At 41.5% G+C, this 11,125-nt stretch carries 16 protein-coding genes; 8 read left to right on the top strand and 8 right to left on the bottom strand.

Annotated elements, in window-relative coordinates:
• Positions 1-278: 278 nt before the first annotated feature.
• Complete coding sequence (locus AOC28_RS11130; protein WP_072584050.1) at positions 279-902, bottom strand: tyrosine-type recombinase/integrase; 624 nt, start codon at positions 900-902, stop codon at positions 279-281.
• A gap of 553 nt (positions 903-1,455) precedes the next feature.
• On the opposite strand from AOC28_RS11130, the gene AOC28_RS11125 reads away from it, so the two are divergent.
• From AOC28_RS11125 to AOC28_RS11115, 3 genes are read left to right on the top strand one after another with little or no spacing between them, the layout of a single operon-like run.
• A complete protein-coding gene (locus AOC28_RS11125; RefSeq protein WP_072584049.1) occupies positions 1,456-1,929 on the top strand; it encodes a glutathione peroxidase in 474 nt (157 codons plus the stop codon).
• Between the two features lie 20 nt (positions 1,930-1,949).
• Complete coding sequence (gene folE / locus AOC28_RS11120; RefSeq protein ID WP_072584048.1) at positions 1,950-2,633, top strand: GTP cyclohydrolase I; 684 nt, start codon at positions 1,950-1,952, stop codon at positions 2,631-2,633.
• Between the two features lie 22 nt (positions 2,634-2,655).
• Positions 2,656-3,051 carry a dihydroneopterin aldolase gene (locus AOC28_RS11115; protein ID WP_072584047.1) on the top strand — a complete coding sequence of 132 codons (396 nt, stop codon included), beginning with the start codon at positions 2,656-2,658 and terminating at the stop codon, positions 3,049-3,051.
• Positions 3,052-3,055: 4 nt separating this feature from the next.
• On the opposite strand, the gene AOC28_RS11110 is transcribed toward AOC28_RS11115, so the two are convergent.
• The gene (locus AOC28_RS11110; RefSeq protein WP_158009068.1) at positions 3,056-3,703 is read right to left on the bottom strand and encodes a glycosyltransferase; all 648 of its coding nucleotides are present in this window, start codon (positions 3,701-3,703) and stop codon (positions 3,056-3,058) included.
• Between the two features lie 353 nt (positions 3,704-4,056).
• On the opposite strand from AOC28_RS11110, the gene AOC28_RS11105 reads away from it, so the two are divergent.
• Positions 4,057-5,619 carry an FAD-binding domain-containing protein gene (locus tag AOC28_RS11105; protein WP_072584045.1) on the top strand — a complete coding sequence of 521 codons (1,563 nt, stop codon included), beginning with the start codon at positions 4,057-4,059 and terminating at the stop codon, positions 5,617-5,619.
• A gap of 46 nt (positions 5,620-5,665) precedes the next feature.
• On the opposite strand, the gene AOC28_RS11100 is transcribed toward AOC28_RS11105, so the two are convergent.
• Positions 5,666-6,046, bottom strand: a complete 381-nt coding sequence (locus tag AOC28_RS11100) for a VOC family protein (protein WP_072584044.1) — start codon at positions 6,044-6,046, stop codon at positions 5,666-5,668.
• Positions 6,047-6,085: 39 nt separating this feature from the next.
• A complete protein-coding gene (locus AOC28_RS11095) occupies positions 6,086-6,286 on the bottom strand; it encodes a hypothetical protein (RefSeq protein ID WP_072584043.1) in 201 nt (66 codons plus the stop codon).
• A 223-nt stretch (positions 6,287-6,509) separates the two neighbouring features.
• Between AOC28_RS11095 and AOC28_RS11090 the strand changes: the two genes are divergently transcribed.
• Positions 6,510-7,076 (top strand): YceI family protein, encoded by a 567-nt coding sequence (locus tag AOC28_RS11090; protein ID WP_072584042.1) that lies wholly within the window; start codon positions 6,510-6,512, stop codon positions 7,074-7,076.
• A gap of 19 nt (positions 7,077-7,095) precedes the next feature.
• Complete coding sequence (locus AOC28_RS11085) at positions 7,096-7,728, top strand: class I SAM-dependent methyltransferase (RefSeq protein WP_072584041.1); 633 nt, start codon at positions 7,096-7,098, stop codon at positions 7,726-7,728.
• Between the two features lie 42 nt (positions 7,729-7,770).
• On the opposite strand, the gene AOC28_RS11080 is transcribed toward AOC28_RS11085, so the two are convergent.
• The 4 genes from AOC28_RS11080 to AOC28_RS11065 form a co-directional block, all read right to left on the bottom strand.
• Complete coding sequence (locus AOC28_RS11080; RefSeq protein WP_072584040.1) at positions 7,771-8,190, bottom strand: CHRD domain-containing protein; 420 nt, start codon at positions 8,188-8,190, stop codon at positions 7,771-7,773.
• 131 nt (positions 8,191-8,321) lie between these two features.
• On the bottom strand, positions 8,322-8,930 hold the full coding sequence (locus tag AOC28_RS11075; protein WP_072584039.1) for a DsbA family protein: 609 nt from the start codon (positions 8,928-8,930) through the stop codon (positions 8,322-8,324).
• A 42-nt stretch (positions 8,931-8,972) separates the two neighbouring features.
• Positions 8,973-9,524, bottom strand: coding sequence for a demethoxyubiquinone hydroxylase family protein (locus AOC28_RS11070; protein WP_083564306.1), 552 nt, complete (start codon positions 9,522-9,524; stop codon positions 8,973-8,975).
• A gap of 72 nt (positions 9,525-9,596) precedes the next feature.
• Positions 9,597-10,160, bottom strand: a complete 564-nt coding sequence (locus tag AOC28_RS11065; protein WP_072584038.1) for an Rrf2 family transcriptional regulator — start codon at positions 10,158-10,160, stop codon at positions 9,597-9,599.
• A 353-nt stretch (positions 10,161-10,513) separates the two neighbouring features.
• On the opposite strand from AOC28_RS11065, the gene AOC28_RS11060 reads away from it, so the two are divergent.
• Both AOC28_RS11060 and AOC28_RS11055 read left to right on the top strand, forming a co-directional pair.
• Entirely contained in the window at positions 10,514-10,699 is a 186-nt protein-coding gene (locus tag AOC28_RS11060; protein WP_072584037.1) for a hypothetical protein, read from the top strand.
• 23 nt (positions 10,700-10,722) lie between these two features.
• Positions 10,723-11,049, top strand: coding sequence for a hypothetical protein (locus AOC28_RS11055; RefSeq protein WP_072584036.1), 327 nt, complete (start codon positions 10,723-10,725; stop codon positions 11,047-11,049).
• The last annotated feature ends 76 nt before the right edge of the window (positions 11,050-11,125 follow it).

Below are 11,125 nucleotides of genomic sequence, written 5' to 3'. Positions count from 1 at the left end.
TTGGTAGCGATTCATACTGATACCGTGCTTGGTAGTTTGTATTACATGGTTGCCTACAGAAACCTAGATGCTGAATCAAACCCTTCCTCAGATAAAACTAAAGAAATTATTGATCTAGGAATGAAGATCTCTCAGGAGCTTTTAGAAATCCGAGCTTAACCGTGTTTATAAACTTAGATCATAGTAATCACAAAAAAAATTTAAGTGGCCCCGAATTTTAATTTTCAATATTTTGAAAAGTGGGCTGTGATGATCAACCCAACACAGCCCGCCAAAAATCAAACCTCAGTCTGTTCGGCCATCTCCAAAGCATCATCCACTTCAATGCCTAGGTAACGAACTGTACTCTCTAACTTTGTATGCCCGAGGAGTAGCTGAATGGCTCGAAGATTTTTGGTTCTGCGATAAATCAAAGAAACCTTGGTGCGCCGCATCGTATGAGTTCCATAATTTGCAGACTCCAAACCAATCGAGCTAACCCAGTTATGAACAATCCTGGCATATTGCCTGGTAGATAGGTGAGGGGACTCTTTAATTCGGCTGGAGAATAAATAATCTTCCAGGTGCAACCCATCAGAATGAATCCATTGCTCAACTACTGTCCTTGTTAACTCAGTAATTTCAAATTGGACTGGACGATGGGTCTTTTGCTGCAAAATAGTTGTTCTAGATGAAACATGGTCTCCAGTAGAAATATCCCGCACTTTTAGCTTAACTAAGTCACAAGCTCTTAACTTGCTGTCGATGGCCAAATTAAATAAAGCTAAATCCCGCTTGTTGCCATTTAGTTGAAGTCGGACCCGAATGGCCCAAATATCTTTTAACTTAAGTGGTGCTTTCTGCCCTGTCAGTTTGCCTTTGTTCCAGGGTTCTTTATGCGCATTTGCAATAAGCTGTTCCATGACATTCTCCTTGTGTGAAAGGGAATACCACTTTGCGCTGAATTGAAAACGTCAGCAAGGACCGTAAAAATCCCGAAAGGAGTCAGTCGATTTAGTTGAACCCCGCTGGCAGATTCCGACCTAAAGCTGACACACAAAGAAAACCCCGCCGTAGCGCGTCTTAACTAAAATCCTATAACCTTCCTCATTAAAAGGCCAGTGCAGACTAATATGCGGCCATCTAATCTAGGATCCAGCAAAGTAGCGGCCATACTCATCTCTAAATACCCTACCAATTACAAAGATTTCTTTGCCATCATAATGTTCGCGTATATCGAAGCAAGTGTGGGGTGCTTAACTGGTTTCTCCCTCTTCTTATATTGATAGCTGACACTCGATTTAGCATCAGGCACAATAAATCTCCTAGCCTCAGCACTACGAAACTACACAGCTGTTTGCATAACTTTTGAGTAGCTAAACCAGTGTAAAAAAGCCCTATTAATTAACCGCCCTGCAAGGGTCGTCATTTTCAGATAAATTAAAGAAAATTTATATCTGAGCAAACAAATAAACGATGCTTCCCGACATCCCTTTAAAGCGCCTTGACGGTCGCGAAGAAAACATTATGGACTATGCTGGCAAACTGCTGGTTGCAGTCAATGTGGCAAGCAAATGTGGATTCACCTCCCAATATCAAGAACTTCAATCTCTATATGAAGAGTTTCGTGGGAATGATTTTGAAATCCTAGCCTTTCCCTGCAATCAATTTGGCGGTCAGGAGCCAGGAAGCTCTGAACAGATCGGACAGTTTTGTAAAACAAACTATGGCGTCAGCTTTCCTATTTTTAAGAAAGTTGATGTGAACGGGTCTAACGCTCACCCTCTTTTTAACTATCTCAAATCTGCTACTCCCGGGATACTGGGAACAGAAGCAATTAAGTGGAACTTTACTAAGTTTCTTATTGGTAGGGACGGCATCCCTGTAAATAGGTTTGCATCGGCCACTACACCGAAGAGCATGCGTACTGACATTCAAAAACTCCTCTAAAGCATGATAAGAAATAATTTATGAACGATGGCACCCCACTATCAGAAATAATTCGCAAAAGGATTAAAGTAAAGAAAGCTAGATTTCACGCAAATGACAATATTGCTGATTTCATTAAACCTGGTGAGCTAGATGGGCTTATCGACGAGGTTGCAGAAAAAATGCAATCCGTTTTAGAAAGTCTTGTTATCGACACTAAGAGTGACCATAACACTCAAAATACAAGTAGGCGGGTTGCCAAGATGTTTGTAAAGGAAGTATTTAATGGTCGTTACGTTGAGCAGCCAGCGCTAACCAAGTTTCCTAATGTCAGCCACTTAAATGAGTTGATGATAATTGGCCCAATTACCGTAAGAAGCGCCTGCTCTCATCACCTTTGCCCCATTATGGGTAGAGTTTGGATTGGCATTTTACCCAATAAAAACTCAGCTCTTATTGGGCTATCAAAATATTCACGACTTACCGAATGGGTAATGTGTCGACCTCAAATTCAGGAGGAAGCGGTAGTTGAGCTGGCCGATATGATTGAGAAGAAGGTCAAGCCGACGGGTGTTGCGATCGTGATGGATGCGGATCATTTCTGTATGCAGTGGCGTGGCGTTAAGGACCCAGACTCGAAGATGATCAATAGCGTGATGCGTGGCTCCTTCTTAAAGGACCCCAATTTGCGTCGAGAATTTTTATCATTGATTAAACCCAATTAATGAAATTACCCGAGAGCACCAAATGTCATCAACGGCCTGCATAGAATTAAAAGATCTCCGACTAAATACTCAAATTGGTACGTATGCTCCAGGTGATGCTATTCCTGATCAGCATTTACTTAATCTAACGCTTTGGATTAATCCAAAGCTCATCTTGATCTCAGAAGATTTCATGAATAGGGTGTTTGACTACGACCCACTTGTAATTGAAATTGATCGATTGGCCGCAGATGGGCATTATGAGACCCAAGAAAGATTAACCACCAGAATAGTTGAAGCATGTGCAAGCTATCTTGAGATTGAGTCTCTAGAAATTAGCCTTAGGAAAACACCGGCACTGAGGGGCTCAGGAGTGTTAGGGATCAAGCTATTCGTTGATGAAAGCAGCCTAAGCAGCATGAGAACAGCACTGGCTTAGACCCTTAAGTCTCTTCCTCAAGAGCATCCACGAGATGGTCATACTTTAGAAAATTTTCACGGTGCCTTCTATAGTACAAAAGGCCTTCATTCAGACTGGCTACAGAAGCGCCCTGCTCGCGCATCTTATCCCAAAGATTCCAATCCTCTTGTGGGTGCACACCATCCACATACCTTCTTTTGTAGCCGACTTGCTGGCCTAAGGCCGTGCGATACATCATCGAGCCATGGTGCTTTCCACCTCGATCCCAGTAGAGATCTCCTTGGTGAGGTTTAGTCTCCCCAGGCACGCGATCATGAATTTCTTCCTTTAGCTCCCCAGTAACCACAATGTCATAAGTGACAATATCAGCATGGGCATTTGAAAGTAATTCAATCGCATCAGATCTCAGCCAATTATCAGCTCCAATGAACAGAACATATTCCGTGTCCACCCTCATCAGCACATCATGAAAGTTATCTACCGTACCTAAATTCTGAAGCCTCAAAATATACTCAATATCAGGATATAAATTAGGGAGGTGCCTGCAATCATCTGCCCCATCGTCGACAAATAGAATTCTAGAGGGAGCTTTAGTTTGAGATAGCAGGGACTCAATGCAATGCGCTGCAAGGTGTCCGTATCTGTAGGAAGCAATAACAACGGTGATCATATTGGAAGGCATTAAAGCACAAAAGTGCGCAAGACTAACATAAGCAGTAAATACCTTAATTTTAGTCAGGGCTAGCTCAGCACATAAACAAAAACCATCAAATTTAGTTGAAGTAGCATGAAAAAGCGTAGAGATTACATTACACATTTTTTGCCCAGAGTTACTCAAAGTAACGCTTAAATACTCAAATTTCACTTTTTATTTGAAAGGCGCTTTTTTGTAAGTTTTAAATCGAATATAGAGTCACTGACTAGGCAAAGTTTCGCAAAGGCTTATATGATGAAATTTTGTATTTCAGTGAGCTTAATTTCGAACTATTATTAGTCTGAATTCATCTTCTCTACTAATTAATTATGAGTTATCAACTGGTTTGGTTTAAGCGTGACTTGCGCTGTGAGGACCATGCCGCTCTTGTCGAGGCTGCAAAGATAGGGCCAATTCGCTGCATTTACGTGCTTGAGCCAACGTTATGGATGCAGCCTGATGTTGCCCTCCAACATTTTGAGTTTATTCGGGAGTCCCTTCACGACCTCGATACCCAGCTTCGTTTACGCGGCGGCACTATCGAAATCCATGTAGGTGAAGTTACTGAAGTGCTAAATAACATCTGGGAAGCTAATCCTTTTCAGGGTTTGCATTCTCATCAGGAAACTGGCAATGGATTGACTTACTCCAGAGATCGAGACGTTAGTAAATGGTGTCAGTCTCGTGGCATTCATTGGGGTCAATATACCCAGTTTGGAGTTACTAGAGGACTAAAAAATCGTAATGAATGGCAAGCTAATTGGCAAAAACACATGGAAGCACCTTTATGTGAACTACCACCCATTCAATTTTGGAAAGCTCCGCTTTCTAGTGTGCCAGTGCCGAACCCTAGCGCTCATTATCTGACACCATCTACGATGCAGGCACCTGCGCACCTAGGACATAATCCACCCTTAAGACAACGCGGTGGAAGATCGCTTGCACTTAAAACACTGAATAGTTTTTTGAAGCAGCGAAGTATGTGGTACCGAGGTGGGATTTCATCGCCTCTATCAGCCCCAGATGCATGCTCTCGACTATCTGTATATCTAACTTATGGGTGTCTTAGCATCAGGGAAGTAGTGCAAGCAACAAATGAAGAGCTGCTTCAAATGTCTCCAGATGCCAGTAGAAGAAAGTCAGGTTTAACTGCTTTTATGAGTCGCTTGTATTGGCATTGTCATTTTATTCAAAAGTTGGAGAGCGAGCCTGAAATCGAGTGGCGAAATATGCACCGTGGATATGATGCATTACGTGAGAGTGAATTTAATGACGATTACTTCAATGCCTTGAAGGATGGTAAGACGGGTTGGCCTATGGTGGACGCCTGCGTCATGATGCTACGTGAAGCAGGATGGCTCAATTTTAGAATGCGTGCGATGCTAGTCTCAGTTGCAGCCTATCCACTTTGGCTGCACTGGAAACCAGTAGGAGATTGGTTAGCCACTCAATTTTTAGACTATGAGCCCGGAATCCATTGGAGTCAATTGCAAATGCAATCGGGTACAACCGGGATCAATGTAACTCGTGTTTATAACCCGATCAAGCAAGCACAAGACCATGATCAAAAGGGCTTTTTCGTTAGAAAATGGCTTCCCCATATGCGTCAAGTACCCGACACATGGCTTTTTGAGCCCTGGAATATGCCTCAAGAAGTACAAAGCAGCATTGGCATTGAGATTGGTAGAGACATTCCCCAACCATTAGTAGATATTACTGTTGCCACAAAGCTATCTAAAGACCGCTTGCATGCTAGACGCAACCTATCGGAGGTCCGGGCTGGGAAAAAATCAGTTGTCGATAAACATGCTTCTCGAGCAAGCAGGGTCGTACGTAAAAAATCTACAGTTAAAACTACCGAGGCAAGCCGGCAGCTTACCCTTGAGCTTTAGTCAATGTCGTCCAATGCATCCAACCCAAGGGATGTGAAGCAAGCATTTATTTCGGTGGCCTATGCATTGCACAGATTTTATTACCGGCAGGATCTCTAAGCCAAGCAATATATATAGTACCGGCGACACCCTCTCGATAGCCTGGATCACCCTCACAGGAAGTGCCACCATGAGCAACGCCGATGGCATGAAATGCATCTACATCAGCGATTGATTTAGCGCTAAAGCCAATTGTGCCGCCATTGGCATGAGTAGCTTCGTTACCATCAATAGGCTTTGTAATAGCAAAGACTCCGCCAGGACCGCGATAAAAGTATTTGTCATGACTAAAGCTCCCGGCTTTGATACCCAAAGCTCCTAAAGCGGCATCATAGAAGTCCCTTGAAACTTCCAAATCATTTGCGCCTAACATAACGTGACTAAACATGATTCTTCCTATTAGGTTAATTAAATACAGAAATGTTACTCAAAGCTCTATCGGCTCTTCAGATGCATTGATAGGTGCACGCATGAGCGTATTACGAATGAATTGTTTTTCATAATGTCGATTACGCCTTGATTTCTTGGCTAATGAGCGTTGACCCCTGCGCTTGTCAGTAACAATATTACTTAATTGACTGAGATCATCTAAATCTCGTATCTGACTTGGTGAATTTCGGAGGGGCATTGCTAATAGCTTTTGATTTAGTAATATTGGTATTGAGTATGGTGCAAGCGTTAATTAAATCAATTAACTTATATAAATGGATTTTATGCTCATTCTTACTTACCTTTTACAGTCTCAATTGATGCCTTAACTGTTGGAAAGACTAAAAACAAGGTATTTAGGCCTCTATTGAGGATAGGGGCGCTGATTCAGCACATTCTCATATCAACACCTAAAATATCTAATGAACTTTTTTTATATAACTGCTTTGCTCCTGACCTTAGTGACTTCCTCGGCACAAGCAGCAGAAATTTATATAACTGATCCTGAGCACACCTTTGTTAGCTTTAGCTACAAACATTTAGCTTACTCAATTCAAACCAGTCGTTTTGATAGGGTGAATGGAACTATTACGCTGAATGACCAAATGGATGGCGGCGCTATAGATGTTGCTATTGAGACCGGCTCAGTCAGTACAGGCTCCGATACCTTTAACAAGTTACTTAGAAGCGAAAGTTACTTTAATTCTGAAAAATTTCCTGTAGCCAAATTCACTTCTGATAAGGTTATATTCAATGATCAGACTATTACATCACTCTCAGGCGAGCTGACCATTAAAGGCATTACCAAACCCGTCAATATTGAAGTAAGTAACTTCGCTTGCAGTCGTAACTTGATTACTTTGAAATATATGTGTGGCGCTAACGCAAGCGCGAAGTTAAGTCGCTCAGAATTTGATCTGGGAAAATATGTACCTTTTGTTGGCGATGAAATAAGCCTAAATATAGTAATTGAGGCGTCAAAAGAATAGTCTTAGTTTCAAACTCATTATGTCTACATTTAAAAATCTCACAAATGAGTCTGCTTTAATCTCGCAAAAAACTATTGCGCATTATGATCAACATGCTGTTTCTTATGATGAGGGCACAAAAGATCATGATGTCAGTCAAAATATCGATGCCCTATTACGCGCAATCAAGACTGAGCCACCGTTTCATATTCTGGATTTTGGATGTGGTCCGGGAAGAGATCTACAGACCTTTACCAGGCTTGGTCATGTTGCTATTGGGCTTGAAGGCAGCAAAGAAGCGGCTCAAATAGCTAAAACGAAAAGCGGTTGCGAAATCTTAGTCCAAGATTTTTTTAACTTATCTTTGCCAGATAACACATTTGACGGTATTTTTGCCAACGCTTCACTATTTCATATTCCCAATAAGCTATTACCCAAAGTACTAAGTAATTTATGGGCATGCTTAAAACCCAACGGTATTCTTTTTAGCTCAAACCCTCGGGGTAATAACGAAGAAGTTTGGTACGGAGACCGATTTGGCTCATATCATGATTTAGAGAGCTGGAGATCTTTTATGACCGATGCAAAATTTACTGAAATTGAACATTACTATAGGCCAAGTGGACTACCAATTGAACAACAGCCATGGTTGGCAAGCGTTTGGAAAAAGTAGTTCTTCAATCATTCTTAGTGGCCTTAGCTAAGAATATTTAATCTAAGGCTTAAGTTGGGCTCTTATTTCACCAGGTTTATTGGTGGCACTATGAACATTGAGATAAAGATTGCCGCTCTTCAAGCTTTGGAGCTGGGCATCCGTTAACTTGGCACCAGCGGGGGCAGTCCAAACATTATCTGAAGTCTTGGTAAATGGAACAATAACTGGGCCATTTTGGCCCATCGGCGCCTCATGAATATGTGCCATGGTTGCCTCGATACCTGTCGTTGTGATGGTTCCCGACACCGCTCCGTCTGGAGCAACCATGATTGCGCCTACCCCAGAAGCTGAGGTCATTACTGGTGGCACCTCTTGAGAGCCAGTAAGAGTTACTTTCATTGACTGTGCAAAAGCACCTAATGAAGCGACGCCAACACACAATCCCAAAACAACTTTTGCTAAAACATGAGTTATCTTCATTTGTATCTCCTATTGGTTCAGTCCTGGGTTTAGACTATCACAACTAGCTTAATGAGATATGTTGGCAGATTAAATTTTTGAGGAAAAGCCTTAAATTGGACCAATCTGATCTTTAATGACTAAGAGCATCATTACATAACAAGGCCCTGAATGATTTCAGATAGCTCATCAAACGTTTGATATCCATTTACAGGCATGAAACTACGAGGAGAAAAATTCTTTTCACCGATAAGCATTGCTGGAAGCCCTTGAAACCCGTAAGTCTTGAACTCTTGCTCATCGGCCATAACGTGTTTGGTCAATTCGCCGTTATCAACAGCTTGTTTTAGGCGTTCAATATCAATACCTTCTTGAGAAGCAATCTGCATTACCGCCGCTTCGCTACCAATATCCATTCCTTGCAAAAAGAATGCGTCAAATAAGGCTCTAGCAAGTTTTAATGATTTCCCTTGAGAATTAGCAAAGTAAACACTCTCTTGCGCAAGCCATGTATAGGTTAGAAATTTTGGCGTTAAAAGCTTAAGATTCTCTTGCATAACAATGGGCTCAGACTTAGCGGCCTCAAGATTATCCATGTAGGATTGTGAGGGAGATATATTGCCCTCAACTGGGGTTAACTCAAATGCTCTCCAGACTATCTCTAATCTATCTCGATACTTTGCTTGTAACTTCTCAAGAACGATAGTCTGAAAGTAACTATATGGACATTCAAAGTCAGCCCAGATCTGAATCTGAATCATTACTTCTCCACCTCGTTTAATTAACTACCAACATCATATTCTTTAAATCTGCCTGGCCAATAAAACAGCTACTACCGATCCACCCCCTACTAAAGCACACCAAAGCCTTAGAGTTAAGGGCATAGGGCTCACAACTTTTGATCTTGCTTCATTTTTATGATTTATTTCGTCGGCTTGACAACGCATGAGGAGCTTAAGCAAATCATCATGACTACCATTTTTTTGCAGATATTCAATCTGTTGCTGATAATGTTGTTCTACAAATGTTTCAACAGCATCAATCGTTGCATAAACTGCTTTTCTTCCAAATAGCGCTGGTATTGCCCCAGTTAACCATCCCGCGATGCGCCAAGGACCCAGCAAGCGACTTCGATGCTTGGCCTCGAAAATAGACTCTATTAACTGTAAATGCTCAGCCTCAGTGGCTCCATGATGCTTGGCAAAACTGATGAGCTCCTGATCTTTACGTAATTTTGCAATGGCAATAATGCCTTTGTAGATATAGATAGCGCCCGTTTCGCCAGCATGATCTGAGCGCAACTCACGTTCTAAATAGACGGAATAAGCATTGCTACGCTCGATTACACCGCTCATCTGAGATAAGCCCGGATGTAACTTATAACTTCATCATAAAACTGTCGCATCTTTTTCATCAATCTCATTTTATTATTGAATGTAATTACTAAAATCAAATATAGAGTTGGGTCCGAGCTTTTCTGCTTTTTGTAATTCGGCTTTTGTAATCAGAACGCTTTGAGAATCCCATTTACCCTTTTTGGAGATTTCTTGTAACTGATACTTTTGCGAGTCCCAGGCTGGAATGATCTCAATTTGAAAGGGCCTTGTTCTCGCATCTTTCGAAGATGATGCTACTGCAATCTTAGATAGACAATCACGCATATAGGATTCAAAAGATTCTACGATCTCTTTAGCAAAGTCTGAGATAACTACTTTTCTGGATCTAAAGTGATTGACTGCTAAAAACACATCTTTCATCGTCATACTTTGTGGGTCTTTAGCTAAGTAGTATCCGCCCCTTCGTCCTTTGGCAGCTCGTATTAAATAAGCAGACTTGAGCGCGGATAGCACTATCTCCATACGACTTAAAGAAAGGTGCTGACGTTTAGCGATGTCAATTGCTCTAACCGGAACACCAAAGCGTGAATAGGCGGTGATATCAATCAAGGTATTGATAGTTTGTTCAAGCGACCTATTGATGTACTTCAACATGACACTTTCCTTTTATTAACGACACGGTAGAAATGACTTAAAAAGAAGTCGCCCGAGGGCGACTTAAGGACCTTAAATACGGGTCGGGAGACAATTTAATTCTGAACCTATTAGGGTTATTACGTATAAAACTACTAATAGAGGGGTTTTTGCTGCCCTGCAATCTAGGCACTTAAAGCGCATACTGATTAAGTAGTAACCCTAGTATTTTTAACCAAAGGAGCTTTAAATGAGACAGTTCAAACAGTTTCTGAGTAATTTGGTCATAGTTTTAGTCGAGGCTCGCAAGGCTTACTTGAGGCGCCATATGAATCATCTTTTAGGCTCATAAGTTACGTTTAACCAAAAATCACATGAAATTAACCGTTTTTCGTTACAAAGTCTGGGATCCCCAGGATGACAATGAAGCACAGATGCCTCCTTACTACGCTATCCGGGAATATATCGAAAACTTAGAAGGAGCTTCTGTGATCGAAGATGACTTTTTGGAGGTTGATGAGTCCGACCTTGATGTTTATGGAAGAATTTCCACCATATAAATTGCATGAAAAGGAAACGCACAATGCCAATATTTCGAACCGCTTTATCGTTAGCTTTTTTGTTAGTAGTAGCCAACCCATCTTTTGCTCAGGCAATTTCTAAGGATTATCAAAAAAATTGCATAAGTGAACAAGTGGCTGAGCATAAAGATCTTAAGGGTAAGACCCTTACTGAAGAAGACTTCACGGCTTACTGTGGATGTCAAGCTGAATTCGTCGCTAAAAATGCCTCTAATCGACAAGTGAATGAATTAATAATGAATCCAAAAATAAAACCTGAGTGGCTCAAGGCCATGGAGTTAAAGGGAATGAAGGCTTGCGTTATGGTTGACCCCAAGATGAATACGTAATCCTCAATACTGACTTAGTAAGCGTCGCTTAAATCGATGCTTGACCAGCACAAAAAAAGCTACGCGAGTTGTCCCA

Source organism: Polynucleobacter sp. MWH-Adler-W8 (assembly GCF_001889925.1).
GTDB lineage: Bacteria > Pseudomonadota > Gammaproteobacteria > Burkholderiales > Burkholderiaceae > Polynucleobacter.
Note: the sequence above shows the minus strand (reverse complement) of the source record. Positions and strands in the feature narration are given on the sequence as shown.

Excerpts from the sequence above, each read along its gene's own strand:
- AOC28_RS11130 (WP_072584050.1), bottom strand. The coding sequence starts at position 902 with ATGGAACAGCTTATTGCAAATGCGCATAAAGAACCCTGGAACAAAGGC.
- AOC28_RS11095 (WP_072584043.1), bottom strand. The coding sequence starts at position 6,286 with ATGCCCCTCCGAAATTCACCAAGTCAGATACGAGATTTAGATGATCTC.
- AOC28_RS11110 (WP_158009068.1), bottom strand. The coding sequence starts at position 3,703 with ATGATCACCGTTGTTATTGCTTCCTACAGATACGGACACCTTGCAGCG.
- AOC28_RS11075 (WP_072584039.1), bottom strand. The coding sequence starts at position 8,930 with ATGATTCAGATTCAGATCTGGGCTGACTTTGAATGTCCATATAGTTAC.
- AOC28_RS11085 (WP_072584041.1), top strand. The coding sequence starts at position 7,096 with ATGTCTACATTTAAAAATCTCACAAATGAGTCTGCTTTAATCTCGCAA.
- folE (WP_072584048.1), top strand. The coding sequence starts at position 1,950 with ATGAACGATGGCACCCCACTATCAGAAATAATTCGCAAAAGGATTAAA.
- AOC28_RS11055 (WP_072584036.1), top strand. The coding sequence starts at position 10,723 with ATGCCAATATTTCGAACCGCTTTATCGTTAGCTTTTTTGTTAGTAGTA.
- AOC28_RS11060 (WP_072584037.1), top strand. The coding sequence starts at position 10,514 with ATGAAATTAACCGTTTTTCGTTACAAAGTCTGGGATCCCCAGGATGAC.
- AOC28_RS11125 (WP_072584049.1), top strand. The coding sequence starts at position 1,456 with ATGCTTCCCGACATCCCTTTAAAGCGCCTTGACGGTCGCGAAGAAAAC.
- AOC28_RS11080 (WP_072584040.1), bottom strand. The coding sequence starts at position 8,190 with ATGAAGATAACTCATGTTTTAGCAAAAGTTGTTTTGGGATTGTGTGTT.
- AOC28_RS11100 (WP_072584044.1), bottom strand. The coding sequence starts at position 6,046 with ATGTTTAGTCACGTTATGTTAGGCGCAAATGATTTGGAAGTTTCAAGG.
- AOC28_RS11065 (WP_072584038.1), bottom strand. The coding sequence starts at position 10,160 with ATGTTGAAGTACATCAATAGGTCGCTTGAACAAACTATCAATACCTTG.
- AOC28_RS11105 (WP_072584045.1), top strand. The coding sequence starts at position 4,057 with ATGAGTTATCAACTGGTTTGGTTTAAGCGTGACTTGCGCTGTGAGGAC.
- AOC28_RS11115 (WP_072584047.1), top strand. The coding sequence starts at position 2,656 with ATGTCATCAACGGCCTGCATAGAATTAAAAGATCTCCGACTAAATACT.
- AOC28_RS11090 (WP_072584042.1), top strand. The coding sequence starts at position 6,510 with ATGAACTTTTTTTATATAACTGCTTTGCTCCTGACCTTAGTGACTTCC.
- AOC28_RS11070 (WP_083564306.1), bottom strand. The coding sequence starts at position 9,524 with ATGAGCGGTGTAATCGAGCGTAGCAATGCTTATTCCGTCTATTTAGAA.